20 protein-coding genes and 2 pseudogenes are annotated in these 25,267 nt (G+C 71.9%); 9 read left to right on the top strand and 13 right to left on the bottom strand.

Features of this window, described 5'->3' with window-relative positions; all coding sequences use genetic code 11:
- The first annotated feature begins 37 nt into the window (after positions 1-37).
- A complete protein-coding gene (locus ACVW19_RS04405; protein WP_457456734.1) occupies positions 38-892 on the top strand; it encodes a class II fructose-bisphosphate aldolase in 855 nt (284 codons plus the stop codon).
- 39 nt (positions 893-931) lie between these two features.
- Here ACVW19_RS04405 and ACVW19_RS04400 read toward each other — a convergent pair whose 3' ends face one another.
- On the bottom strand, positions 932-2,065 hold the full coding sequence (locus tag ACVW19_RS04400) for a methyltransferase (RefSeq protein WP_457456732.1): 1,134 nt from the start codon (positions 2,063-2,065) through the stop codon (positions 932-934).
- Between the two features lie 268 nt (positions 2,066-2,333).
- Between ACVW19_RS04400 and ACVW19_RS04395 the strand changes: the two genes are divergently transcribed.
- The 4 genes from ACVW19_RS04395 (at position 2,334) to ACVW19_RS04380 (ending at position 5,623) form a co-directional block, all read left to right on the top strand.
- On the top strand, positions 2,334-3,572 hold the full coding sequence (locus tag ACVW19_RS04395; protein ID WP_457456730.1) for an ROK family protein: 1,239 nt from the start codon (positions 2,334-2,336) through the stop codon (positions 3,570-3,572).
- A gap of 211 nt (positions 3,573-3,783) precedes the next feature.
- Positions 3,784-4,680, top strand: a complete 897-nt coding sequence (locus tag ACVW19_RS04390) for an NAD(P)-dependent oxidoreductase (RefSeq protein ID WP_457456729.1) — start codon at positions 3,784-3,786, stop codon at positions 4,678-4,680.
- Between the two features lie 55 nt (positions 4,681-4,735).
- Entirely contained in the window at positions 4,736-5,158 is a 423-nt protein-coding gene (locus ACVW19_RS04385; RefSeq protein WP_457456727.1) for a PPOX class F420-dependent oxidoreductase, read from the top strand.
- Between the two features lie 177 nt (positions 5,159-5,335).
- Positions 5,336-5,623, top strand: a complete 288-nt coding sequence (locus ACVW19_RS04380; RefSeq protein WP_457456725.1) for an SHOCT domain-containing protein — start codon at positions 5,336-5,338, stop codon at positions 5,621-5,623.
- 20 nt (positions 5,624-5,643) lie between these two features.
- Here the strand turns inward: ACVW19_RS04380 and ACVW19_RS04375 are convergent, their stop codons facing one another.
- Together ACVW19_RS04375 and ACVW19_RS04370 are read right to left on the bottom strand one after the other, a co-directional pair.
- Positions 5,644-6,189, bottom strand: a complete 546-nt coding sequence (locus tag ACVW19_RS04375) for an ATP-binding protein (protein ID WP_457456723.1) — start codon at positions 6,187-6,189, stop codon at positions 5,644-5,646.
- Between the two features lie 195 nt (positions 6,190-6,384).
- The gene (locus ACVW19_RS04370; RefSeq protein WP_109382788.1) at positions 6,385-6,708 is read right to left on the bottom strand and encodes a hypothetical protein; all 324 of its coding nucleotides are present in this window, start codon (positions 6,706-6,708) and stop codon (positions 6,385-6,387) included.
- Between the two features lie 358 nt (positions 6,709-7,066).
- Here ACVW19_RS04370 and cds1 point away from each other — a divergent pair, with 358 nt between their 5' ends.
- Positions 7,067-8,191 carry an L-cysteine desulfhydrase Cds1 gene (gene cds1, locus ACVW19_RS04365; protein ID WP_457456721.1) on the top strand — a complete coding sequence of 375 codons (1,125 nt, stop codon included), beginning with the start codon at positions 7,067-7,069 and terminating at the stop codon, positions 8,189-8,191.
- 27 nt (positions 8,192-8,218) lie between these two features.
- Here the strand turns inward: cds1 and ACVW19_RS04360 are convergent, their stop codons facing one another.
- The gene (locus ACVW19_RS04360; RefSeq protein WP_457456719.1) at positions 8,219-9,058 is read right to left on the bottom strand and encodes a DeoR/GlpR family DNA-binding transcription regulator; all 840 of its coding nucleotides are present in this window, start codon (positions 9,056-9,058) and stop codon (positions 8,219-8,221) included.
- A gap of 300 nt (positions 9,059-9,358) precedes the next feature.
- Between ACVW19_RS04360 and ACVW19_RS04355 the strand changes: the two genes are divergently transcribed.
- Positions 9,359-11,740 carry a hypothetical protein gene (locus ACVW19_RS04355; RefSeq protein WP_457456718.1) on the top strand — a complete coding sequence of 794 codons (2,382 nt, stop codon included), beginning with the start codon at positions 9,359-9,361 and terminating at the stop codon, positions 11,738-11,740.
- Between the two features lie 31 nt (positions 11,741-11,771).
- On the opposite strand, the gene ACVW19_RS04350 is transcribed toward ACVW19_RS04355, so the two are convergent.
- The 5 genes and pseudogenes from ACVW19_RS04350 to ACVW19_RS04330 all read right to left on the bottom strand — a co-directional run bounded on the left by ACVW19_RS04350 (position 11,772) and on the right by ACVW19_RS04330 (position 18,086).
- On the bottom strand, positions 11,772-14,204 hold the full coding sequence (locus ACVW19_RS04350; RefSeq protein ID WP_457456716.1) for a right-handed parallel beta-helix repeat-containing protein: 2,433 nt from the start codon (positions 14,202-14,204) through the stop codon (positions 11,772-11,774).
- Positions 14,205-14,312: 108 nt separating this feature from the next.
- The gene (locus ACVW19_RS04345; RefSeq protein ID WP_457456973.1) at positions 14,313-14,918 is read right to left on the bottom strand and encodes an Rv1733c family protein; all 606 of its coding nucleotides are present in this window, start codon (positions 14,916-14,918) and stop codon (positions 14,313-14,315) included.
- A gap of 195 nt (positions 14,919-15,113) precedes the next feature.
- Positions 15,114-15,677 carry an alpha/beta fold hydrolase gene (locus tag ACVW19_RS04340; protein WP_457456714.1) on the bottom strand — a complete coding sequence of 188 codons (564 nt, stop codon included), beginning with the start codon at positions 15,675-15,677 and terminating at the stop codon, positions 15,114-15,116.
- Between the two features lie 216 nt (positions 15,678-15,893).
- A pseudogene (locus tag ACVW19_RS04335) lies at positions 15,894-17,521 on the bottom strand (IS200/IS605 family accessory protein TnpB-related protein).
- Entirely contained in the window at positions 17,514-18,086 is a 573-nt protein-coding gene (locus tag ACVW19_RS04330; protein WP_457456712.1) for an IS607 family transposase, read from the bottom strand. The pseudogene ACVW19_RS04335 and the gene ACVW19_RS04330 overlap by 8 nt, the downstream one beginning before the upstream one ends.
- A gap of 631 nt (positions 18,087-18,717) precedes the next feature.
- Between ACVW19_RS04330 and ACVW19_RS04325 the strand changes: the two genes are divergently transcribed.
- On the top strand, positions 18,718-19,935 hold the full coding sequence (locus tag ACVW19_RS04325; protein ID WP_457456710.1) for a hypothetical protein: 1,218 nt from the start codon (positions 18,718-18,720) through the stop codon (positions 19,933-19,935).
- Here ACVW19_RS04325 and ACVW19_RS04320 read toward each other — a convergent pair.
- From ACVW19_RS04320 to ACVW19_RS04305, 4 genes and pseudogenes are all read right to left on the bottom strand, one after another.
- Positions 19,919-21,739 (bottom strand): asparagine synthase-related protein, encoded by a 1,821-nt coding sequence (locus tag ACVW19_RS04320; protein ID WP_457456708.1) that lies wholly within the window; start codon positions 21,737-21,739, stop codon positions 19,919-19,921. The two genes, ACVW19_RS04325 and ACVW19_RS04320, sit on opposite strands and share 17 nt — an antisense overlap.
- Before the next feature lies 1 nt (position 21,740).
- The gene (locus ACVW19_RS04315; RefSeq protein ID WP_457456706.1) at positions 21,741-22,364 is read right to left on the bottom strand and encodes a lasso peptide biosynthesis B2 protein; all 624 of its coding nucleotides are present in this window, start codon (positions 22,362-22,364) and stop codon (positions 21,741-21,743) included.
- A gap of 501 nt (positions 22,365-22,865) precedes the next feature.
- Positions 22,866-23,119, bottom strand: a pseudogene (locus tag ACVW19_RS04310) (MOSC N-terminal beta barrel domain-containing protein); the annotation flags it as partial.
- A 92-nt stretch (positions 23,120-23,211) separates the two neighbouring features.
- The gene (locus ACVW19_RS04305) at positions 23,212-23,667 is read right to left on the bottom strand and encodes a DUF6643 family protein (RefSeq protein ID WP_457456704.1); all 456 of its coding nucleotides are present in this window, start codon (positions 23,665-23,667) and stop codon (positions 23,212-23,214) included.
- Positions 23,668-23,959: 292 nt separating this feature from the next.
- Between ACVW19_RS04305 and ACVW19_RS04300 the strand changes: the two genes are divergently transcribed.
- Positions 23,960-25,258, top strand: a complete 1,299-nt coding sequence (locus tag ACVW19_RS04300; protein ID WP_457456971.1) for a TerD family protein — start codon at positions 23,960-23,962, stop codon at positions 25,256-25,258.
- Positions 25,259-25,267 lie beyond the last annotated feature (9 nt).

The following is a 25,267-nucleotide window of genomic DNA, read 5'->3' as shown; positions in this document are numbered from 1 at the left end:
GCCGAAAAGGGCCGGAAAGGGCCGGAAAGGAGCGAACGTGCCCCTCGCCACCACCGGCGAACTCGTCGACCACGCCGTCGCGGCAGGCTCCGCCGTCGCCTCGTTCAACGTCATCACGCTGGAACACGTCGAAGCCGTCATCGCGGGAGCCGAGTCGGTGAACGCACCCGTGGTCCTCCAGGTCAGCGAGAACGCGGTCAAGTTCCGCTACGGCCGTCTGCTGCCGCTCGCCCGCGCCGCCGTCGCCGCCGCCGAACGCGCCGCCGTTCCCGTCGCGCTGCACCTCGACCACGTCCAGAGCGACGCCCTGCTGCGCCAGGCCCCGGACGCCGGCTTCGGCTCCGTGATGTACGACGCGGCCCGGCTGCCCTACGCAGAGAACCTCGCCGCGACCCGGGCGGCCGTCGACTGGGCGCACGCCCGGGGCCTGTGGATCGAGGCGGAACTGGGGGAGATCGGCGGCAAGGGCGGAACGCCGCCGCTGGACGCCCACGCGCCCGGCGCCCGCACCGACCCCGACCAGGCCCGCGCCTTCGTCGCCGACTCCGGCGTGGACGCCCTGGCCGTCGCCGTCGGCACCACCCACGCCATGACCACCCGCACCGCCGCCCTCGACCACGCCCTCCTCGAACGTCTCTCCGCCGCCCTGGACGTCCCCCTCGTCCTGCACGGCTCCTCGGGCCTGCCGGACACCGAACTCACCGCGGCCGTCGGGTCGGGCATCGCGAAGGTGAACATCGGCACCGCCCTGAACGTCGCCATGACCGGCGCCATCAGGGACTTCCTCGCGGCCCACCCCGAAGCGGTCGACTCCCGCGGCTACCTGACCGTGGGCCGGGAAGCGATGACCCGCGCGGTGGCGGACATCATCGCGACGCTGACCCCCAACTGAAGCGGGCCGCCAAGGGTGCTGCGGCGCCGCGCTGCGGCGCTACCGTTTGACGGACTTCAGCACGACGAACTTCGGGTCGCTCGCCACCACTTCGCTGTTCCCGAACAGCCGCCGCAGCTTCACGTGGTAACCCAGATGGCGGTTGCCGACCACCCACAGCTCACCACCGGGGCGCAGGGTACGCCTCGCGCCGGTGAACATGCGCCAGGCCGTCGCCTCGCTGGTCGCCTGGTGGGAGTGGAACGGCGGGTTGTTGAGCACCAGGTCGACGCTGCCGTCCGGCACGCCCGCCAGACCGTCGCCGACCCGGAACTCGGCATGCCCCGGTACGCCGTTGGCACGGTACGTGGCCTCCGCGGACGCCACCGCCTGGAACGACTCGTCGACGAACAGCACCTCGGCCCGCGGGTCGGCCAGCGCCACCGCCGTACCGACGACACCGTTGCCGCACCCGAGGTCCACCACCCGGAGTCCCGTCCGCCCGGTCGGCAGATGCTTCAGGAGGAATCGGGTGCCGATGTCGAGCCGGTCGGCGCAGAAGACCCCCGCGTGGTTGACGACGGTCCGGCCCGAGACCGCGCCGACGCCGTCGGGCAGCGTGTAGCTGTACGGCCAGGGACTGGAGGGCCGGACCAGGGCCGGGTCCGGGGTGCAGAAGACGAGCCGCGCCTTCTTCTCGGCGAGGGAGGTCCGGGTGGGGCCGATGATCCGCTCGAAGAGGTTCAGCGTCGAGGTGTGGATCTCCTTCACCATGCCGGTTCCGACGACGACCGTGTCCTCGTGCACCGCGGGCGCCAGCCGCAGCAACTGGTCCTCCAGCAGCGCCAGACTCTTCGGCACCCGCACCAGCAGCACATCGATCCGGCCCGGCGGCGGGTCCTGCGTGGTGAGCAGCCGGACCGCGCCCGGCTCGACCCCGGCGCGTGCCAGGTTCGCGCGGGTCGCCTCCTGCCCCAGCCAGGAGTCGGTGATCTGCGTCGGCCGGTGCGCGGCGAGCGCCGTGACCAGCGCCCCCCAGCGGTCTCCGACGACCACGACCGTGCCGTCCAGCGGGATCGGCTCCCGGTCGAGGTGGCCGAGGAGGTACTCGTCGGAGGCGTCCCAGGCGCGCAGCCTGTCGCGGGGGTCCTCGGGGAAGCGGGCCAGTACCGGCGCGCCCCACGGAGTCGTCATACGGTCGTTCATCGTGCGACCAGGCTAGCGGAGCCCGGAGTTCCAGCTCAGGCCGTGTCGGGCGGACGGGAGACCTCGGGCGCCGAGTTGCTCCCCCGGACCCGTGCCGAGGCCGCGCACGGCTCGCTCACCACGGGGTCCCGTGCGTGCACGCGGGTACGGCACCACCGAACCACCGAAGCGGGGACCGGCCGGGCGGCTGGGCATCCCGCTCCGGGGCAGCGGCCGGTAGCCCGCCGCCGTTTCGGATCATGGGAGACTCGCCCTCATGAGCGGGAAGGCGGACCCCCGGCCGGCGGGGGAAGGGACCACCTCGAGGACGCGGCTGGACCGGGGACGTGGAGCGCTCGGGCCCGCGTTGGAGCTCGTGCACACCGGACGTGCCCCGACCCGCGCGGTGCTCACCACGGAACTGGGCGTGACGCGGGCGACCGCCGGCGCCGTCGCCGCCGAACTGGAGGCACTCGGCCTGATCAGGGTGGACGCCCGGCCCGGCGCGGCTGCCGGTTCGCAGGGCCGGCCCTCGCACCGGCTCTCGATCGCCGAGGACGGACCGGTGGCACTGGCCGCGCAGGTGCACTCCGACGGGTTCCGGGCCGCCCTCGTCGGCCTCGGCGGCCGGATCGTCGCCACCGCGCCCGGCAGCGAGGTCATCGACGCCGACCCGGCGAAGGTGCTCGGCTCCGTCGTCGCGGCCGGCGCCGAACTGCTCCGCGAGACCGGACGCCGGTGTGTCGGAGCGGGGCTCTCCGTGCCGTCCGCGGTGGCCGAACCCGAGGGGCTGGTGTTCAGCCCGCTGCGCCTGGCCTGGCCCACGGGCGCCCCGGTGCGGGAGATCTTCGCCGAGCAGGTGCGCGCCGCGGGTATCGACGGACCCGCCTTCGCGGCGAACGACGTCAACCTCGTCGCCCTCGCCGAGCACCGGCACGGTGCCGGGCGCGGCGCGCGCGACCTGCTGTGCGTGGCCACCGGCCACCGGGGCGTCGGCGGCGCGCTGGTGCTCGACGGCCGTCTGCACACCGGCAGTTCCGGTCTCGCCCTGGAGGTCGGCCACCTCGCCGTCAACCCCGGGGGCCGTCCCTGCTACTGCGGCAGCCGGGGCTGCCTGGACGTGGAGGCCGACCCGCTCGCCTTCCTCACCGCGGCCGGACGCGAACCCGGTCCCGAGATGTCCCTCCTCAAACAGGCCGACACACTGATCCACGAGCACTACGACGACCCGGCCGTCCGCGCCGCCGTCGCCACCCTCGTCGACCGCCTGGGGCTGGGTCTCGCCGGCCTGGTGAACATCCTCAACCCGGACCGGATCATCCTCGGCGGCCTGCACGGCACCCTCCTGGACGCCGCCCCGGACCGGCTGCGCGCCGTCGTCGCCGACCGCAGCCTGTGGGGCCGCAGCGGCGGCGTTCCGATCCTGGCCTGCGCCCTGGACCACAACAGCCTGGTCGGCGCCGCCGAACTGGCCTGGCAGCCGGTCCTCGACGATCCGCTGGGGGCCCTGGCATAACGGCCCGACCGGTGGGCAGGCGGATGCCCGAGTCGACAGGCGGAACCACGGCCGGACACCGCACAATGATCCACGAAACGTGATCGGCCCAGCACTGACGGGCAGTGCGCGCCGACCGGGCACGGGACACTCGACCCGGACCCGGGACCGGAGCACGAGGCACTGCCCACCGCACAGGAGCGACCGCCCCGACCCGCAGAAAGCCGAGCTCATGACCGACCAGCTCACCGTGACCGTCCTGGGCACCGGCATCATGGGTGCCGCGATGGCCCGCAACCTCGCCCGGGCCGGCCACGCCGTCCGTGTCTGGAACCGCACCCGCGCCAAGGCCGACCCGCTCGCCGCCGACGGCGCGCACGTCGCCGGAACCCCCGCCGAGGCGGTCGAGTCCGCCGATGTCGTCCTGACCATGCTGTACGACGGTCCCGTCACGCTGGAGACGATGCGGCTGGCCGCCCCCGCCCTGCGGCGCGACACCGTCTGGGCGCAGTCGACCACCGCCGGTCTCGAGGGTGTCGCCGAGCTGGCCGGCTTCGCGCGCGAGCACGGCATGCTCTTCTACGACGCCCCGGTGCTGGGCACCCGTCAGCCGGCCGAGGCCGGACAGCTGACCGTGATCGCCGCCGGACCGGCCGAGGGCAGGACCACGGTGACCCCGGTGTTCGACGCCGTCGGCGCCCGCACCGTGTGGACCGGCGAGGACGGGGCGGCCGGCAGCGCGACCCGGCTCAAACTCGTGGCCAACAGCTGGGTCCTCGCGGTCACTTCCGCGGTGGGGGAGACCCTCGCCCTGGCCGAGGCGCTGGACGTCGACCCCGGCGGCTTCTTCGACCTCATCGCGGGCGGCCCGCTCGACATGGGCTACCTGCGCGCCAAGGCGGGGCTGATCCTGGACGGACCGCTGACCCCGGCCCAGTTCGCCGTGACCACCGCCGCCAAGGACGCCCGTCTGATCGTCCGGGCCGGCGAACAGCACGGTGTACGGCTGGACGTGGCCGCGGCCGGCGCCGAGCGCCTGGAACGCGCCGCGGCCCAGGGCCACGGTGATGAGGACATGGCCGCCGCCTATTACGCCAGTTTCGCCGGTCACGACGAGTCCGCCACCTGAGCACCCGGTACGAAGCGTCCGGGGAACCGTCCGACGACCCACCGAGGAGTCCGTAGTGTCCAAGCCCCCGCTGCCTTCCGAGGCCGAGGACCTGCTGCGCCGCCCCAACCCCTGCGTCATGGCCACCCTCCGCTCCGACGGCACACCCGTCTCCACGCCCACCTGGTACGTGTGGGAGGGCGGCCGCGCGCTGATCAGCCTGGACGAGGGCAGGGTCCGCCTGAAGCACCTGCGCCGCGACCCGCGCGTCACCCTCACCGTGCTGGACGAGGACAACTGGTACACCCATGTCACCCTCATCGGCCGCGTCGTCGAACTGAAGGACGACGAGGGCCTGGCCGACATCGACCGGCTCTCCCGGCACTACACCGGCAACGCGTACCCGAACCGGGTCCGGGCCAGGGTCAGCGCCTGGATCGAGGTCGACCGCTGGCACGGCTGGGGCGCGATGAAGGACAGCGACCAGTCGTCCACCTGAACCCGACGGGAGGGGGGAGGGGGGCGGGGAGGGGAGCAGGTGCCGTCGTCCCGGGTACTCCCCGTGGGGTACGCGCGGTGCCGCCGGCCGTACGACGACCCGGTACCCCCTCGGGGACGACTCTCGGAAGTGACGCGTCACCACGACGCGACAGCGCATCCGAGGAGTTGAACGATCATGCAGATCCTGGCGCACTTCGGTGACGGCGGGCCCGGCCCGTGGATCCTGCTCTTCCCTCTGATCTGGGCTCTGGTCATCGGCGGCGGCGTCGCACTGCTGCGCCGCACGGTATGGCGGGGAGGCCGAGGCCCCGGCTCCGGCCGGCCCACCGTGGCGGACGACTCGCCCGTCAAGGTGCTCGGCCACCGCTTCGCCTCCGGCGAGATCGACGAGGACGAGTACTGGCGGCGGCTGTCCGTCCTGGACGAGGAGTTCGGCCGGCACGGCAAGGGCGGTGCGGCATGACCACCGGAGTCACCGCCCGGTCAGCCGGGAACGGCGGACCGGGCGGGCTCCGGTTCGGACCGGTGGCCCTCGACGGCGTGCTCGACGAGTGCGACCTTTGCGAACCGGTGCGCGGCGGGCTCGACGGCGTTGATCCTCGGACACCGCTCCCAGTCCGCGACGGGAATCGCGGACGGCGTCGGCAGCGTGAACCACACGACCTTGCCCGACTCGCCGTCCGGCAGCGCGCCCCAGCTCTCGCTCATCGCGGCCACCATGGCCAGCCCCCGCCCGCAGGTGGCGAGCGGACCGGCGTCCGCCACGACCGGCAGCCGCGGGTCGTGGTCGCGCACCGAGACCTTGAGCCGGTCGAGCAGTACTTCCAGCTCGACCGTGCAGATCTTGTCGGGCTGGGCGTGCCGGTGGACGTTGGACAACAACTCCGTCACACCGAGCGAGGCCCGGTCTATCAAAATGTCCATATGCCAGTAGCGCAATTGCGCAGATACGATTCTGCGGACCTGGCCGATCCGCGAAGGCAGAGCCTGGAGCTCCACCGTGCAGTGTCTGCTTGGGTGAGTGATCACAGCTGCGACTCCCCGGTGTCAGGTCCGGACGGACGTCCGGAAGAACACGGAGTACGGATCCAGCAGGGTGCCCGCGTGACATGACCGCCTGCTGTCGTGGCCGGCGGGCTGGTTCGCAGCGTTATCGCCGGTAAACCCAGAGTGACGTGACAACAGCGTGACGCAGGGCCTGAAGTGGCGCAACTCACGGGCACCTCAGGCGCCGCGGCCCGATGCCCGGCGTACGGCTTCGATGAAGCGGCGGGCCGCGGGCGGTCCCGGCTCGCCCGGCGCCGGGTCGTGGTCACCCAGCGTCAGCAGGTACCGATGGCCGTTGAGGTCGGCCAGGGCCCGGTCCTCGGGTGCGAACCAGGGCCGGGAGGCGCGTACGGCCTGCACCGGCGCGCTGTCGATCTCGGTTCCATGGCTGGTGAGCAACTCGAGCCTGCCGTCGCTGATCCGGACCTGCCCGGCCCGGGTGAGCGACCGCAGCCGCCTGCCGATCCGCACGCCCCTGGCCGTGAACTCCGGCTCGGCCATGCCACCCGCCCCCTTGTGCGCGTCGGTGTACCGGACCGTGTTCCGCGGGCCGGCTCATGTCCAGATCCAGTGTGCCCCCGTCCGGGACCCTGCTCCGCCGGTGCAGTCTGCCCGCCCCCGCCGCCGAGCACCAGTGCACGTGCCCCCGTTCCCCGCGGCGCCCGAAGCACTCGCGCGAATGCGCCCCCACCGCCGCGCCCCGGGCGCCCCCCCGGCAGGGGGCCAAGACGTGGTCCCAGGGTTGCCTTTGAGCCGCTCAAAGAGGTGTTTATGCAGGTGAGGGGCGGTCCCGGGGTGCATATGATCGGTGTGTCGGCCGCGCGGGACGCCGTCGGCGCTCAGCGTAAGGAGCCCTGCCGTGAGTACCCCCCAACAGCCCCCGAGCGGCGTCACCCTCGATGTCGACCACAGCGACCCCGGCTACCGCGACTGGCTGAAAGAGGCCGTGCGCAGGGTGCAGGCCGACGCCAACCGGTCGGCCGACACCCATCTGCTGCGCTTCCCGCTGCCCGAGCGGTGGAACGTCCACCTCTACCTCAAGGACGAGTCGACGCATCCGACCGGCAGCCTGAAGCACCGGCTCGCCCGTTCCCTCTTCCTCCACGGGCTGTGCAATGGCTGGATCCGTCCGGGCCGCCCGGTGATCGAGGCGTCCAGCGGTTCGACCGCCGTGTCGGAGGCCTACTTCGCGAAGCTGATCGGCGTGCCCTTCATCGCGGTCATGCCACGCACGACGAGCGCCGAGAAGTGTCGCCTCATCGAGTTCCACGGCGGCCGGTGCCACTTCGTGGACGACCCCCGCACGATGTACGAGGCGTCGTCCGTCCTCGCGGCGGAGACCGGCGGCCACTACATGGACCAGTTCACCTACGCCGAACGGGCCACGGACTGGCGGGGAAACAACAACATCGCCGAATCCATCTTCCGCCAGCTGGAGTCGGAGCCGTTCCCGGTACCCGAGTGGATCGTCGCCACGGCCGGTACCGGCGGCACCTCGGCGACCCTCGCGCGCTATGTCCACTACATGCAGTACGACACCCGCGTCTGTGTCGCCGATCCGGAGAACTCCTGCTTCTTCGAGGGCTGGACCACCGGCGATCCGGACGTCACCTGCGGCAGCGGTTCCCGTATCGAGGGCATCGGCCGGCCCCGGATGGAACCGAGCTTCCTGCCCGGTGCCATCGACCGGATGATGAAGGTGCCCGACGCGGCCGCCGTCGCCGCCGTACGGGCCCTGGAGCGGGTCATCGGCCGCAAGGCGGGCGGCTCCACCGGCACCGGGCTGTGGAGCGCGCTGAAGATCGTCGCGGAGATGGTGGCCGAAGGGCGGCAGGGGAGCGTGGTGACGCTGCTCTGCGACCCGGGGGACCGCTACCTCGACAAGTACTACTCGGACGCGTGGCTGGCCGACCAGGGCCTGGAGATCGCCCCGTACACGGCAACGATCGAGACGCTGCTGCGCACCGGGGCCTGGCCGGACTGACGGCTTTCGGGCGGCCCGAACGCGGGGTCAGCCGTCCGCGGGATCCGCAGGGTCGCCGGGTTCCCCCGCCACGACCAGGTGCCGCAGATGCTCAAAGACCTCGAGGCGGGCTTCGGCCGGCAGCCCGGAGTCCGTCACCAGCGTGTCCACCTGGTCCAGGGACGCGAACGAACTCAGGCCCACCGTGCCCCACTTGGTGTGGTCGGCGACCACGACCACCTGCCGCGCCGACTGCACCAGACGCCGGTTGGTCTCGGCCTCCGCGAGGTTCGGCGTCGACAGCCCGGCCTCGACCGATATCCCGTGCACCCCCAGGAACAGCAGATCGAAGTGGAGCATCGCGATCGCCTGGTCGGCCACCGGCCCCACCAGCGAGTCCGACGGCGTGCGCACACCGCCGGTCAGCACGACGGTGGCCGCGCCCTGCCGGGGGCCCGAGGTGCGCTGCGCCGTGTGGAAGACGTCCGCCACCCGCACCGAGTTGGTGACCACAGTGAGGTCGGGCACCTCGAGCAGCCGGCCGGCCAGCGCGTACGTCGTCGTGCCGCCGGAGAGGGCGATCGCCGCGCCCGGGGCGACCAGTTCGGCCGCCGCCCGCGCGATGTCGTCCTTCGCGCTCAGCTCCAGACCCGACTTGGCCTCGAAACCGGGTTCGTGCGTGCTGGCCTCGACCAGCGGGACCGCGCCGCCGTGCACCTTCTCCAGGACGCCCTGCCGGGCCAGCGCGTCGAGGTCGCGGCGGACCGTCATGTCCGACACGCCGAGCTTGCGGGTCAGCTCGTTGACCCGGACTCCGCCGCGGCGCCGGACCTCGTCGAGGATCAGGGTGCGCCGCTGCTCCGCGAGGAGGTTCTGATTCTCGCTCACGTACGCTCCGGTCCTTTCGCCGCCAAGCCGTCCGACACGCCGCACACGCCCGGTCCGACTGGCACGTTCTTTCCGTCACCGGTGCGTCGGCGTCCCATCCTCGCATGCCGGTACACGGGCGGCGCACCCGGCTGTTCGCCGTGTACATGCCATTATCGTCCCGCGGGTTCGTCCCGCGGGTCGCCCGAACCTCACCCGGATCGGGGAGATTCCGTGAGAACAGGTGTGAGCCGTTCCGGCAGGGGAGATCCTGCCCGCACGGACGGATCCGACGGCGTGTCACGGGGGAAGTGCGAAGCAGTGGAGCGTGCGCGGGAACACAGACCGGCCGAGGGCGCGGGCGACCCGGCCGAGCAGTCCGGGGAAGCCGGCGCAGCCCTGGAACTCCTGGTCCACGGGGTGGGCGGCACCACCCCGCAGGAGATGCTGAACGATCCGCGCACGGTACGGATCACGGGTGACGACATCGCCGCCGTGTTCCGGCGCGCCGACGACGCCGACGCGGAGCGCCGGCCCGCCGACAGCCGGGACGGCCCGGTCCCCGAGGCGTACGTCTGGTGCAACCTCACCTCCGGCAACGGCACCCGCGCCCTGTGGCTGTTGCTGCTGCCCTTCATGGTGGTCAACCTCGCCCACTGGATGCGCCCGACGGCCCGGGGCCGCGGACGCCTCGTGAGGCTGTACGGACTGCTGGTGCGGCTGGCCGGACTGAGCCTGACGGTGCTGTTCGTCGCGGCCGCCTGCGAGGTCGCCCTGGACCTTGCGGCCTGGCAGTGCGCGGGCACGCACGCGTGCGCCGCGCGGCACTCCTGGCTCGGCTTCCTGTCGCCCGAGGCCTCGGACGGCGGCTGGTGGAGCCTGCCGGGCCGCCGGCTCGCCCTCGCCGCCCTGGTGCCCACAGCCCTGACCGGGCTGCTGTGGTACCTGTCCCTGCGCACCTGGAGCGCGTACGAGTCCCAGCAGCCGATGGCCCACGAGATCGAGCCCGAGGAGCCCGAGGAGGAGGCAGGCCCCACCGCCCTGGGCCGGCCCGGCTTCTGGTACGGCCGTCGCCTGGTCGCCCGGCTGCGCGCCGCGCACACCGCCGCCGGACTGCTCACCGTCGCCGCCGCGGTCGGCAGCGCGGCCGCCCGCCACGACCGTGCTCCCGGCGGCCCCGTGGCGCTGGGTGTCCTCGGCCCGCTCCTCGAAGCGGCGCTGTTCGCCGGAGCGGCCGCCGTGGTGTGGGTGGTCTGCCGCCGCGGCCGCACCGACCGCCGGCTGGACGGCGAACTCGACACCCGCGTGGTGCGCCTGCTGCCCCTTGCCGCGCTCGCCCTGCTGGTCCTGACCCTGGTGTACGCCGGATGGCAGCGCCCCGGCTGGGAGTCGGCGGGCCGGCTGCCCGGCGACGCGACCTTCGGCGCCATCACCCTCGCCCAGGGCCTCCTGGTGATCGTGCTCGCCGGAGTCGCCCACGCCCTGCACCGAAGCGCCCCCGACCGGCGTGCCGCCATGCGGGGACTGGCCGGACCCGCGGTCGCGATGCTGGCCTGCGCACTGGGCGGCGTGATGTCCGGCGGCGTGGCCCAGCGGGTCTCCGACTGGCTGGACGGCACCGGGGCCTCGATCCCCGGCCCACCGGTGGTGCTCACCTGGCAGGCGTCCGTGATCCCACCCCTGCTCGTCCTGCTGCTGGGGCTCTGCGGCTGGCTGGCCCGACGGGCCTGGCGCATCGCCCGCGACGAGTGCGCCACCGTGGCGCACGAGTTCCCGGGTGAGACCGGCGACCCCGCCCGTACCCGGCGGATCGCCTACGCCCGCGCCATGGCCGCCCTCACCGACCGGGCGCCCCGCATCGTCGCCGTCACCTCCGCCGCGACCCTGCTGCTGGGCGCGGGCGCCCTCGTCGGCGCCCTGACCACCGACCGGACGCCCGGCCAGGCCGCACAAGGCACCTACGCCGTGGTGCACGGCGCCGCCGAGACCGCGCAGGCACTGGGTTCCTGGCTGATCGGGCTCGGCTTCATCCTGTTCGTCACCTGGGGCCGGCGCGCCTACAAGGACGCCTCCGCTCGGCGCACGATCGGCATCCTGTGGGATGTCGGCACCTTCTGGCCGCGCGCCGCCCACCCCTTCGCACCACCCTGCTACGCCGAACGGGCGGTGCCGGACCTGACCTGGCGGATCGAGACCTGGACTCGGTCCACCGGCGGACGGCTGGTGCTCTCCGGACACTCCCAGGGAAGCGTCCTCGCCGCCGCCGCGGCCTGGCAGCTCACCCCCGCCACCCGCAACCGCGTCGCACTGCTCACCTACGGGTCCCCGCTGGAACGGCTCTACGGCCGCTGGTTCCCGGCCCACTTCGGACCCGCCGCGCTCGGCGCCCTGCACCAGGAGGTCGACTGCTGGCGCAACCTCCACCGGCTCACCGACCCCATCGGCGGCCCGGTGCGGCTGCCCGGCGACCGCGGCCCCGGGGTGGACCGCCCTCCGCTGGGGGACCCCCTGGCGTACGGCCGCACCGAGGCCCACCCGCTGCCCGCGCCGATCCTCGGCCACTCCGACTACCAGGCGGACCCGGCCTTCGCCGAGGAACGCCGACGGCTGCTGGCCCGGCTGCGGCCGGAGGTCCCGGCACCGCGGCACACGGGAGGACCCGACGGCGGCGTCCGCAGCGGCTCCGGCACGCCGACCGCGTGAGGTCCGTGCCGCATGACGCGCGGCGGCGGGATCAGGGCAGCTCGGGCAGGTCGTCGGCGTAGAGCAGGGTCAGGTCGTCCGTACTCGGTTCCGGCAGCTGGGCGACCCGGCTCGCGTGCCGCTCCACCATCGCCTCGAACGTCTGCCGCGCGGTGCGGCCGTTGCCGAACGCGGGACCCTTGGGGATCTCCGTGAAGTACTTCAGCAGCCCCTCCGAGGCACCCGCCGCCAGCCGGTACTCGTGCTCCTCGGCCTGCTGCTCCACGATGCGCAGCAGCTCCTCGGACCCGTAGTCACCGAAGGTGATGGTCCGTGAGAAACGGGACGCCACTCCCGGGTTGACGGACAGGAACCGCTCCATCTCCACCGTGTACCCCGCGACGATGACCACGACCGCGTCCCGGTGGTCCTCCATCAGCTTCACCAGTGTGTCGATGGCCTCCTTGCCGAAGTCCCGCCCGGAGTCCTCGGGGGAGAGCGCGTACGCCTCGTCGATGAACAGCACACCGCCGCGCGCCTTCTCGAACGCCTCCTGGGTGCGGATCGCCGTGGAACCGATGTGCTCGCCGACCAGATCGACCCGGGAGACCTCGACCAGGTGCCCCTTCTCCAACACGCCGAGGGAGGCGAGGATCTCGCCGTACAGGCGGGCGACCGTGGTCTTGCCGGTGCCGGGGGAGCCCGTGAACACCAGATGGCGCTTGACGGAGGCCGCCTTCAGTCCGGCCTGCTGCCGGCGCCGGCCCACCTCGATCATGTCGGTGAGGGCCCGCACCTCCTGTTTGACGCTCTCCAGGCCCACCAGTGCGTCGAGTTCACCGAGCACCGTCTTCGACGGTCGCAGCTCCTTCTCCGGTTCGACGGCGGGGGCGGGCGGCGCCTGCCCGGCACGGGGTCCGGGAACGGAGCCCAGCAGGCCGGGGGAGTGGGCCACGGTCTGCACGGCCGGCTCCGGTGCCGCCGGCGACGCGAGATGGCCGCTCTCGTCACTGGTGCAGTCCTCCACCACGGGACCGCCCGCGCCGGCCGCTCCGCCGCTCTCGGCGAACTCGTAACCACCGCGCGCGCAGCGCTCCGTGCGGCACTTCCGCAGCGTCGTCCGGCTGCCGTCTATCACATGGAAGCCGTACCCGCCGCTGCCCGTGACCCGGCAGCCCAGGAAGCTGCCGCGGCCACCGGCCGAGACATAGACACCGGCCTCGGCCGGGGAATCGATGGTGCAGCGCTCGACGGTCGGATCGGCGCCCTTGGTGACGATCACGCCGGTCTGCATGCCGTCCAGGGTGCAGTTGCTGAGGGTGCCGCCACTGCCGTGGTCCCGGAACCAGGCTCCCGTGGCCGCCTCCCGGATCCGGCAGTCGTCGAGCTGCGCGGTGGCGCCGTCGCTCACCGACACCGCGGTGTTGCGCACCTGCGACAGGTCGCTGTCGACCACGTCCGCGCGTGAACCGCGGTCGAGGACGAACAGGGCGTCCGGCACGTCGTGCACCCGGCAGGAGTCCAGTACGACGGCCGCGCCGTCACTCACCCACACCGCCGGATAGTCGCCGGTGCTGTCGGAGATCTCGCACTGGTTGGCGTCCGCGCGGGTGCCCGGGTCCCACACCGACAGGCCGTTGCGGCCGAACTGCCGCACGGTGGTACGGGTCATGGTGAGGACGGAGCGGGAACGCAGATCGACCGCGTTCTCCGGGATGTCGTGGATACGGCAGTCGGCCAGTGTCAGTACCGCGTCGGTGTCGAGGGTGACACCGTCGCCGGTGGTCCGGTGCACCTCGCAGTCGGTGAGGTGCGCGGTCGCCCGGCCGGTCACCTGGACACCGCTGCCCCGTACCTCGTAGACCTCGCAACCCACTGCCTCCAGCGCCGAGTTCTCCCCGGTGGCGGTGAGTCCCGAGCCGGCCGTGTGGTGCACGCGGCAGCGCTCGAGCCGGGGGTGCGCGCCCCCGCGCACCGCGACGCCCGCCTGCCCGGCGGCGACGACCTCGCACTCCTCGAACACCCCGCCTGCGCCGTCGAGTACGGCGATACCGACCCCCGCCGGGTTGTCGACCGTGCAGTGGCGGACCGTCGGCCGGGCGCCGCCGCGCACCTCTATGCCGACAGCCGACCGGGTGACCACCCGTACGTCCCGCAGTTCCGGGGCGCCCTCCTCTATCAGCAGGGCCGGCGCCGCGGAGTCCTGCCCCTCCACATGCAGGTCCTGGACCGTCGCGGACGCGCGTACGGTCAGCGGGACCCCGTCCACGGGGGCGATGCGCACCGAGCCGGGCGAGCCCTCGGGCCCGCGCAGGGTCACCGCCCGCTCCACGACGAGGTTCTCCCGGTAGGTCCCGGGAGCGACGGTGAGGATGTCGCCCTCGGCCGCGGCCTCCAGGGCGGCGGCGAGCGACGCGTATTCACCTGTGCGGCGCCGCCATCGCGATGTGCCGGTGTGAGTCACCTGGACCGTGCCCTGTGCCATGGCGTAGCTGTGCCCCCACCTTGTCGTACGCGGGTTTGCCGTCGAATGCTCCGGCCGGACCACCGTAGCGTGCGCACGGCTGTCGCATTGACCAGAGGCACCAGGCCGTCAGCTTCCGGTGCCGGTCCTGCCCCAGTCGGGGCCCGCCCTCTCCCAGGCCCGGTCCAGGCGGACGTACCGGTGGTGGACCATGCGCCGGACGATCAGCCGTCTGACGCACTCGATCAGAACAGCCGTCAGCGGGGTCACGCCGAAGCTGGCGAGCACGGCGTGCGTCGTCGCCGTCGCCGTGTCCATCGGGCGTGCTGTGGGACGGCCCTCGGCGTCGGTCCACAGGGGAAAGCGGTCGTTCGGCCGCGGGTCCTTCAGGCGCGTCGACACCGGGCCGCTGTGCTCGGTGCCGTCGGAGGCGGTCCAGCGGGCGAGGACCCGGGCGCGCGGGTCCTCGCCGACGGAGCCCTCCGGGTCGATGTTCAGTGGAGAGGGGTCCACCTCGCGTATCACCGTGGCCCGCACCTGATGCCGGTTCTCGCGCTGCTCGCGCACGGAACGCTGCAGGACGTCCTCGGTGGCGCCCCCGACGAGAACTCCGGCGACCGGGGCGGCGAGGACGACGAGCAACAGCGCCACGAGCCCCACCCAGCCCTCGGCCAGATCGGTCGGGCGGCACAGCGGGTTGTGCCGCCAGCGCCACAGTCCGCTGATCGCCCGCACCCGGTCGCACCGCCTTCCCACTTCCGTGATTCCCGCTTCCGTGATAGCTCCCGGCGGAGCGGTTCGTGCGAGGTTCCGTGGAAGAGAGAGGGACGTCACCCTTCGCCGCGGCGTCCTCGGTCAGCTGGCGCACCCGGGTCGGCGACAGGCCGGCCGCTTCCGCGGCCTTCCGCACCGGTACTCCCCAAGGGCCTTTCACGAGCGGGAGTCGGCGCGTGAGACGAGGTCGGCGATGCGGGCCCACATCTGCGGCGGGTCGGAGGACATCGGGAAGTGGGCGCGGTGCTCGACCTCGGCGAGTTCGACGCCGCCTTCGGCCAGGGCAGGGAGACAGGACGGGGTGTTGTTCTGCTCCCCGTGCATGAACATCTTCGGTACGGGGAGTCCGAGGGACCGGTAGAGCAGCTTGCCGTGGTCGGAGAGGTCGACCATGGACTCGAAGACGGCCCCGACCGCTCCGGCCCGGACCTTGTGGGGAAGGCCCGACGCGTACAGGGCGCCCGTAGAAGCGTGACCCGCGACGCGTTCGGCGAACCGGGCCAGCAACTCGTCGGGATCGTCGTGGGAGTGGGTGACGATCTGCCGACTGAGGAAGCAGTCCTCGGGTGCGACGTTGCCCTCGATACCGGTGAGGTCCGCGACCCCGCCGGGGTGGCCCTCGGTGAGCAGGAGTGCGGTCGGGCCGCCCACCGAGTGCCCGACGACGTGGCACCGGTCGATCCGCCACGCCCCGCCGTCCGTTGCGGACGGCTCCCTCACGCGACGGCGACCATCGCACTCACCGCCATGGCGACGCGACTGGCCACGGCACAGGCACCGCCGCACGGCTGATCCCGGAGGGCGGGCCCCTGACTCCAGGCGTGGGACGCGGTCGGCGTGCCTACGGGCTGAGTCGACCGGTGTCCCGGTAGAACTGCGCGCCTGCGTGGACCGGCACACAGGGCTTCCGCACCCACGGCTGGGCACTCACCGTTCCTAGTCAGTGAGCAGGAGTGAGTCCTGGACCCGTATCCGGTCACTGCGGACACCCCGAACGGTTTTGGATGTCCTGGTCGCCCGCGTACTCGCCGCGTCCGGCGGCACGGATCGTGTCCGTGGTCCGGGGATGCGGGGACGGGGTCCCTCACGCCCGGGGCACGCCGGTCGGCCTGGACGGTCCGATGCCCGTGCACATCGCTCCGGTGTGCACGAGGCGGTGTCGTCCGTCGCCGGATCCGGTGCCCCTGGGCGCGTCGTCCGATCGCGATGCTCGCCGCATCGTGCCGGGTGGTCTTACGGGTGGGGCCGGCCAGTTGCTTTTGCCAGTGCTGGGCGCCCCACTTGCTGGTGTAGGCCAGGTCCACGGCGATGATCGCGGTACCTGTGGCGTCGGCCATGGAGGCCAGCCGGGCGCGGAGCCTGCCGGTCGGCATGCCGGAGATCAGCTGCCGGAATCGGCGCCTGCGCCCGTGCTTCTCTCTGGTTTTCTCGGCCTGGAAGTCGAGGTCCTCGACCGCGACGGCCTGGACGCCGCAGGACCTGGCCCAGTGCAGCAGCCGCGTGCGGGCGTGCCGTACCTGGGCGTCGCGGTGCTGGGCGTTGCCGGACAGGTCGTAGAAGAACCGGCGTGGCCGGCCAGTCGGGTTGCCGTGGGTGTCCAGGCGCCAGGCGGCGAGGTGGTCGGCGTTGGTGTCCACGCCGATCACGCCGCCGGCGAGGGCGGCTTTGAGGGGGATGCTCTTGGCGGGTGGGATCTGCCAGGAGGCGTCCGCGTACCAGCGCCCACGCCCCGTGTCGTAGTGGATGCGGTAGGCCACCGCCCGGTTGGCCTCCACCCTGTTGGCCCACTCCTGCCCCCGGTGCGGGAACCGCACCTGCGCAGCCAGTACGTACCGGCCGTGCCCGGCGTTCGCCAGGCCGGCGAGCGGGGCCGGGAGCCTGATCGACACTTCGCCCTCGGGCGTGATGCGGACCGTCTCGTTGCCGAACCTCTTGCCCGACTCGCCGTCCGCCTGGAGGAACCAGCGCCCGGCTTGCCACCGCTCACGCCACTCGGCCTCGGTGAGCCGCGCCGCATCGAGGTGGTGGCGGGTGCCCAGCAGGCGTCTGCCGCCACGCACGACGTGCCCCCGGCCCGCTTCCCGGTCGGCCCGAACCTGATCGAGCCGGTCCTCCAGCACACGCAGCCGTCGCGTCTTGTGGAACCACTGGTGCGCGCAGCGGTAGCCGCCCGGGGCCCGCTCGGTGCCCTGCTGGCAGACCGGCAGCGACAGCCGGTGCCGGATCGTGGTGATACCGGCTTCGAGAAACTGCACGTGTGCGGCCTGGCCGCGCCGGGCGAGCGCCCACTGATCATGCGTGGCCCTCGTGATCGACCCGGCCCACCGGGACGACGACTCGGCCGTCAGGCCTTGCTTACGGGCCGCCCAGGACTCGGTGGAGTGCTCCAGCCCCTCCAGGCACCGCGTTTTGAGGTCCTTCGAGGCGAGCGAGCCCAGGTGCGCACCCACCAGGCGCAGAACCTGCTCGTCTTCGGGCGTGAGGTTCTTGAGCCGGGTGCGTACCGCCACACCGGACGGGCCGGGCACGACGAACGGCGCGGCAATCGGGCGGCGGTCAGCCATGTCCGGCGGCTTCCAGTGCCTTGCGGGCGCGGTTTTTCGCCGACCTGCGCCCGTACAGGCGGGCACAGAACGAGGTCAGCACCTCCACCATGTCCCGCACCAGGCCGTCTTCGGCTTCGCCGTCGTCCAGCACCAGCAGGCGACGGCCCGTCGCGGACAGGGCGGCCTCGACAAGCTCGACGTTCATCCGACCGAGCCGGTCCTTGTGCTCGACCACCACGCAGGTCACGTGCGGATCGGCCAGCAGACGCCGGGCCTTGGAACGGCAGCCGTTCATCCCGGAAGCGATCTCCGCCTCAACACGGACGACCCGGTGGCCGGCCTTCGCTGCCCACGCCGACAGCCGAGCCACCTGGCGTTCCAGATCGCTCTTCTGATCGTGCGAGGACACGCGGGCGTACAGGCCCGGACCGCCGACGGCCTCGGGGGTGGCGTTCGCGTCGATGGTCACCAGGATCGTGCGCGGCCCGACCCTCCCCCAGACTCTGCCCGGGGGACCCCCCCCACCCGCCGGTACCGGCAATGTTCCCTCACGGAACCAGCGATACGCGGTCTGCGGATGCACGCCCTGCGTCTTCGCCCATTTCCCATTCCGTCAGATTCACGCTCTGACAACGACACTCACTCATACACGGTTACGCTCACTTATCCGACGTCGAGGACCAGCAGGTGCAGACCCCCGTCGACGAGGGCCGGCACGAGTTCCTCGTTCGCCGCGGCATCGACGACAGCGAACCTCCTGTCCGAAGCCCGAAGGAGCTCATTCGGGTAGGCCGTCCGGAGGCGTCCGGATGGTGATCCGAATGATCAACACGGACGATGGTGCTCGAGTCCCGGCACAGCACCAGGTCCCCTGGTCCACTGCGGGCACCGGATGCTCCGCGACGCCACCGCCAGGTACGTGCCGCGGGAAGCAGTCAGGGGCTCGCCGGACGGCGCCTCACCCGTGCAGTGCCGCAGTGACGGTCGAAGTCGAAGGAGAACCCCGTGGGTCCAGTTGGCGTAGGCCGGTGCCTGTCGGCGGAACTCTTCGCGGTCGGCTTGAGCGTGTGTTCCGGTCGCGGTCCCCGTCAGCGCCTGGTGGACGGCCTGCGGCGTCAGGAGATGATCACGTGAGGACTCCCTCCGGGGCCGGCGTCGGCTCGCGCCTGCGGGCGCTGCTGACCACGACGAGCACCAGGAAGTCACCGGCCGCCATGGCGTTGATCCTGCTGGTCCTCCTCCCGACGGCGCTGCTGCTGGGCTGGTGGGGCCTCGAAGACCTCAGCGAGGCCCTGACCTACACGGGGCGCATCACCGGTGCCATCCTCATTCTGGTCTCAGCCCTCTCGTTGTTGGGCTCCGCCGCGGTCGTGGACCACTGGGGCCGGAACGTCTTCCCCTATTCCGGGATGGTCGCGCTGATCGGCACGGTCGCGGCATCGTTGACCAACACCATGCTCCTGCTCGAGACATTCAGGGACGGCGATTCCACGCTTTACCGGGTGCTGTTCAGCCTGCTCACGGCAGGTTCCGCATGGGCCGTCTTCACGGTGTGGCGGACATCGGTCGTGATCCCCTCTCCGAAGCGGGTGGCCGCGGCAGTGATCGTCTCCTCGGCTCTCGCGGTGGCCAATTTCGGCTACCAGCACCTCTACCAGCCGTCCCAGCACAGTGCCAGGCCCCTCGTCAACATCACCGTGGGAGAGCCTGTGCTGAGCAAGGACCGTAAGAAGTTCGTCGTACCGGTCGACATCAAGATCGAGAACCGCAGCGATATGGGCTTTTACGTGCTCGGCACCGAATTCCACGCCATGGGCGAACGGGTGTCGCTCAGCCGGACGGACCGGCCCCGCGAGCAGTGGCGTGCAGACGCCAAGACGTTCCGTGACTTCCAGGTGCAACATCCGCTCTCCAGAAAGGAGGTCTACCAGCCCGGCCAGTTGGTGTCGGCGCAGCCATGGATGCCTTTCGGGAACTGGATCGAGGCAAACGACGCGTTCGTCACCCAAACGGTTGTGCAACTTCCCATCGACACGCCGTATGACCAGTTGGCGCTCTACGCCTCCGCGCAATTGGCACGCAAGGACCGGCTCGGTATGGACCAGGTCCTGCTGAAGGGGTATTCCTGGGGTGGCGGCAAGGTGCCCCAGTGGGTCAAGGAGGACAAGAGTCTCGACTCCGTCGCCTATCGCGGCCGGGTGTACGAAAACAATGCGGTCGACCGGCACACGATGGACCCCCGCTATGCCACCGTCTATTGGCAGTTCGGCGCGCATGGCGCAGTCTTGTTGGCATCCATCACGCGAAACGGTGAGGAAAGCCGCATCCCGTCCATAGCGGAAAGGCACGAGATGGTGAGCCGGTACGGCTTGGTCACCGCCGAAACGGGTCCGATCAAACGGACGCTCTGGGACATCAAGAAGCAGGGATGACCGGCATGGCCGCACGGCGCACGCGGGAGCGCCGGTCCAGTCGCTCCAGCCACGCCACGAGGGCGAGGGAACTGTTCACACGGTCCCAGGAATGGGAGTCCCCTATGCCGAACTGCGCCTCCCTCACTGCCCTGCACAGCGTCTCGACGTCGAGCATCTCCGCGATCAGCGGATGCCTCGCGGAGCGGCAGAGGTCGATGAGTTCGTCACCGTGTGTCCGCAGGCCGCGGGCGTAGAGCTGGTTGAAGGGGACATTGACGAACCGGCCGCCGATCCGGGGCGGAAGCAGATCCGCCATCGCCTCGCGCAGTACCGCCTTCGGACGGCCCGGTTGGAACGCGGCCTCGGCGGGTAGGCGGCGCATCGTGGCGACGACCTCCGGGTCGAGGAAGGGGTGCGAGAGGAAGAACCCGTCCTGCCGTGCGCGGCGCCAGGACAGCGGGTCGGGAGCGGTGAGGTAATTGGCGGCCTCGTAGAGGGACTGTTCGGGCTTTCGCCCGAACACGAAGCGGCTCTCCGCGATGCCGGCCGCACGGTAGCCGTGAGCCCGCGCGAATCCGGAACGCAGCCATCGGGGGCGGGCGAAGTCACCGAGGCCGCCGAGCACCGTTCCGCGGCGGCGGACGAGCGCCGTGACCCGTTCGGCGGCCAGTGGAAGAGCCGGCTGCACCACGTAGGCGGAGACGATGTCCCACAATCCCCGCTCGCTGCCCGCGGCCCAGTCACGTGCCTGCCTCGTCATCTGCCGGAGCCGTCCCGTACGGGCCAGCCTGTGCAGGTGAAGCGGGTTGGCGTCCACGATCGGATCGGCCCCGCAGCCGGTCAGGAGGGTGTCGCAGCCCAGATCCGCCGCAGCGGCATGGAGCCTGCTCCAGAACGGGGCGCGGAAGGCGTGCGCATGAGGCTCGTCCGGGTCTCCCGCGTGGTGCTGGAAGTCGTCGAAGTCGGCCACGTCGTCGACATCGAGGACCACCGGGCGGGCTGCGGGCGCGTGCCGGCGGATCTCCGCCATCGCCTCGTCTATATAAGGCTGCTCGGCAGCGAGTTCTCCCCTTTTGAAGCGCCCGGCGAGCAGGACGAGGTCCCCGGGGTGGCCCTGTCCCGCGGCCAGCAGACGTGCCGCGAGCAGCGCGACGCTGGTGGAGTCGGTGCCGCCGGAAACATGGCATGCCGTCATCCTGCCCGTACGGCGCCCGACAGCGTCCTCCAATGCGAGGCGCAGGTCCTTCGCGGCCCCGCCGAGGCCGGGTTCAACCGCTGCCCGTACCGGCGGATCGTGGGCTTGACGGACGTGTCGCGGCACCCGACCGCGCATCTGCCCCGTGATCGAAAGTTCCACCACCTCGCCACCGAGTATGCGGTGTACCCCGGCGAAGGGGGTGAGTTCCGAGTGGGGTTGCGCCATGTTCCCGGTCAGGTATCGGCAGAAGTAGCGCCGTTCCGGCTCTGCTCCGCCGCCCAGGTGGCGCGCCGAGGTGCTCACCTCGGTGACACGGCCACCGGACTCCCTGAAGAACAGGGGGATGCGTGCCTGCTCGTCCCGCATCAGCAGGATGCGGTCGCGGCACACCAGGACGGCCGCATAGTCGCCGGTCGGCAGACGCGGTACCGCTTGCGGCCGACCCCAGTCGTCGAGGAGGCCGCGCGCCCCCGCCACGCGCTCACGGACGGAGCCGACCCAGCCGACGACCACCGCGGTCCCGGCCCGTGAGGAAACCGTCGTCACGAGCCCCTGCCGCGCCATGGCCCCGGCTGCCCAGAGCTTCGGGACGCCCCCGTCCCACTCGAGGCGGAGCGCTTCCACGTCACTGCCCTCCGCCGCCGACCGAGAGGACCGGCGCGAACGCGTGCCCGCGCGGATCGGCGTCGGGGATGCACAGGCCGGCCGAAGACGTCCAGGCGTGCAGGGCGAACGGGTGCTCGCGCACCCCGACGTGAAGTACGGCCTTCAAGCCGCGCCGCCGCAGCAGGAGGAAAGCCGTCATGGCCTCGGCCTTGCAGTCGCCGTTGACGAACCAGCTTCTGTGACCGTGTGACTGCACCGCCCGTTTCAGCCGTTCGACGTCCTCCGTGGCAGCGGGGTCCGCGCGGGCGTAATCCGGGGCTGCCAAGGACAGGAGCCGAAGGGCGCGTCCGAATCCCACGGTCCGGATCAGCAGGTGCACTCCGCGCAGCCAGAGCCCGATCGCGACGTCCGACTGCTGCCTCCGGCGGGCCGTCGCACACCCGGCGCGGATGAGACCGGCAACGATTTCGGCGCGTTCCTCGGAGAACCCGTCAGCGAGCTTCCGGATGTCGGCCGTCGCCACTCCAAGGAAACGCGTCCGCCGCCAGTCCGCGATCAGCGCCCCGTCGGACATCCTGGTGACACGGCAATGCGGTGACAGGATCCGCACCATGGCCACCAGGGCATCGGTGTCCTCTGCCACCGCACATCCTCCAAGGTCGGTCTGACCCCGTCTCCGCGGCGGACCCGGTCCGACGTGGGGGCGGGGTCAGGAGTGGTATCCGTGACCGTCGTAGAAGGCTCCGCTGAAGCCCCGGATCATACGGCCGTTGCCGAGAAGGACGAGCCCGTACGGCATACGACGTCGCAACAGTCGGAGAAACATCGCCTACCTCCAGAATCAGGTAGTATCGGTAAATTTCAGGCTACTCTGCCCTGGGCGCCCCGCAACCGGACCGCCGCCACCCGCGCCGCGAAGCGCGAGTGACGTGAACGAGGCCGGGTCCGTCTAGGCGGCTGAGCCGCGGTCGGTGAGGGCGGTGCGGTTGCCGGCCGAGATGGAGCACGCCGGAACAGTTCTCGGCACCGCGGACGCGGCCCACATCCGGCACGCGAACGGCCTTTGGCCGTGCGGGCAAGGCGCCCACTGCGTCGCTGTCGTGAAAGCCAGTCATCCCGGCCTGCTCGAGCAGCGGCCCAAAGGAGGGACGGGCAGTGTGGCGGGATCCGCTCCGGGCGCGGACAGCCGGAGACCGCCGCCGGGCAGGAGGCCGGCGGCGGCCAGGGCGAGGCGTGGATGCCCGCGTGGGGCGACGACCCTCCCCTCGTCGTCGATCAGCATCCAGGGAGCCGCTCTCCGGTCGGTCCCCAGGGCTCCACGGAGACCTCCCGGAGGGACAAGTTCCGGAAAGCCTTGACCGGATGTACGTGAATCGAGTGCAGCAGCGCGTTCCCCATGGAGTCGTCGTGCCGGCCGGCGACGGCGACTCCATGGGGCCGGGCGGTCCGCGGAACGGCTCCGTACCCGGGGAGCGGCGCCCCGGGACGGCTCAGTAGCCGCGGTACTGCTGGTTGTTGTACGGGTCCTGGTACGGGGCGGGCGCCGGCCGCGGGGTCGCGGGGCGCATCGCCTCGTAGCCCGAGCCGGGAGCGGCCGGGCGCGGCGGCTGCGACTGGGGCTGGGGATAGCCGCGCGGCGCGGTCGCCTGCTGCGGGATGTACGCGGCGGCCTGCTGCGGGACGTACGGCGCGTGCGCCTGCTGGAGCGGGGCCGGCTGCTGCGCCTGCGGGTAACCGTAGGCGGGCTGGGAGGGGGCCGCCGGGAGGGCGGGCAACGCCGAGGGCAGCGCCGGGAGATGGCTGCCCGGCACGTCGTAGGCGGAGGGGACCCGGATCGGGGCGATCTGCGGGGTGCCCCGCTCGGCCACGAGCGAGTCGTAGATCGGGGTGTCCGGGAAGGAGGCGGAGTAGTAGCCGCCGCCATAAGTGGAGCGGGGGGAGGTCATGGCCATAAGTTAAGCCCACGATGTGCTGGTTGGGGAGACCGATAAGAGGGTTGTTTTCCGTGTCCTCAGCGACCAGGGATCACTAAAACGGGCGAACTTGGAGGAAACGGCTGTTACTTCGGATGGCCTTCTGGTAAAAGCCGAGTTCCGGGCGGGTTACCGGCTGGTCGTCACTTCTCCGCGCACGCCCCCGTGGGACTTCCCGCGCGCGGGCACTAGGTTGGGCGGACGAGATCCGACGGACGCCGGGTGTGACCTGGCGAGGTGACACGTGATGGGGGCGGGCATGTCAATGTCGAAGGGATCGAACACACCGGTGCCGACCGCGGCACTCAGGGTGGAACTGGGGTGGCGCTCGGGCCCCGGCGTCCCCGACGCGGACGCCTCCGCGCTGCTGCTGGCCGGCGGCAAGGTCCGCTCCGACAGCGACTTCGTCTTCTACAACCAACCCACCCACTCCTCCGGAGCCGTCCGGCACGAGGGCAAGCGGAACACCGGCGGGCAGGTGACCGACACCCTTCTCGTCGACCTCACGCGGGTGGAGCCCGGTGTCGAGACCGTGATCCTCGCGGCCTCCTCCGACGGTGGCGCCTTCGGCCGGATCCCCGACCTGTACATCGAGGTCAGGGACGCCGCGCAGGGCACCGTCGCGGCCCGGTTCGACAGCATGGGCGCGACCAGCGAGAGCGCCTTCGTGCTCGGCGAGTTCTACCGCCGCCAGGGAGCCTGGAAGTTCCGCGCGGTGGGGCAGGGCTACAGCAGCGGACTCGAGGGCCTGGCCACCGACTACGGCATCACCGTGGACGAGCCGCAGCACGCCGCCCCCGCCGCCCCCGCGGCCCCGGCGGCCCCGCCCCCGCCCCCGCCTTCGGCACCCCCGGCCGCCACGCCTCCTTCGGCCCCCGCGGACCGGCCCCTCGCCCCGCCCGCGCCCGCCGCTCCGCCGTCGCCGGTCCGGCTCACCAAGGTGACGCTCACCAAGGAGGCCCCGGCCGTCTCGCTGACCAAACAGGGCGGAACCTCGGGCGCCCTCCGGGTGAACCTCAACTGGCAGGTGCGCAAACAGTTCTCCGGCTGGGCGGGCAAGCTGGGCCGCCCGGTCGCCATGCACTCCGACCTCGACCTCGACCTGTGCGCCCTGTACGAACTCACCGACGGCAGCAAGGGAGTCGTCCAGGCCCTGGGCAACGCCTTCGGATCCCTGCAGCGGCCCCCGTTCATCCACCTGGACGGCGACGACCGCACCGGTGCCGTCACGTCCGGCGAGAACCTCACCGTCAACCTCGACCACCAGCAGTACTTCCGGCGCATCCTCGTCTTCGTCACCATCTACGAGGGCGCCCGCTCCTTCGCCGACCTGCACGCCACGGTCACCCTCCAGCCGCAGCACGGCGCCCCGGTCGACTTCTCGCTCGACGAGTGCACCGTCCCCTCCACGGTGTGCGCCCTCGCCCTCATCACCAACACCGGTGGCGACCTCGTCGTCCAGCGCGAGGCCCGCTATCTGGTGCCCGAGCGGGGAGTGAGCCCCCAGCGCACCGTCGACCACGCCTACGGATGGGGCATGAACTGGACCCCGGGCCGCAAGTGACCCCCGACG

The sequence above is a fragment of the Streptomyces sp. TE5632 genome (genome assembly GCF_054061295.1).
This window is presented reverse-complemented; position numbering and strand designations above follow the sequence as displayed.

Coding starts and splice junctions, on each gene's coding strand:
- ACVW19_RS04300 (WP_457456971.1), top strand. CDS start 23,960: ATGTCGAAGGGATCGAACACACCGGTGCCGACCGCGGCACTCAGGGTG.
- ACVW19_RS04380 (WP_457456725.1), top strand. CDS start 5,336: ATGCAGATCCTGGCGCACTTCGGTGACGGCGGGCCCGGCCCGTGGATC.
- ACVW19_RS04390 (WP_457456729.1), top strand. CDS start 3,784: ATGACCGACCAGCTCACCGTGACCGTCCTGGGCACCGGCATCATGGGT.
- ACVW19_RS04325 (WP_457456710.1), top strand. CDS start 18,718: ATGGCGTTGATCCTGCTGGTCCTCCTCCCGACGGCGCTGCTGCTGGGC.
- ACVW19_RS04350 (WP_457456716.1), bottom strand. CDS start 14,204: ATGGCACAGGGCACGGTCCAGGTGACTCACACCGGCACATCGCGATGG.
- ACVW19_RS04400 (WP_457456732.1), bottom strand. CDS start 2,065: ATGACGACTCCGTGGGGCGCGCCGGTACTGGCCCGCTTCCCCGAGGAC.
- ACVW19_RS04370 (WP_109382788.1), bottom strand. CDS start 6,708: ATGGCCGAGCCGGAGTTCACGGCCAGGGGCGTGCGGATCGGCAGGCGG.
- ACVW19_RS04395 (WP_457456730.1), top strand. CDS start 2,334: ATGAGCGGGAAGGCGGACCCCCGGCCGGCGGGGGAAGGGACCACCTCG.
- ACVW19_RS04305 (WP_457456704.1), bottom strand. CDS start 23,667: ATGACCTCCCCCCGCTCCACTTATGGCGGCGGCTACTACTCCGCCTCC.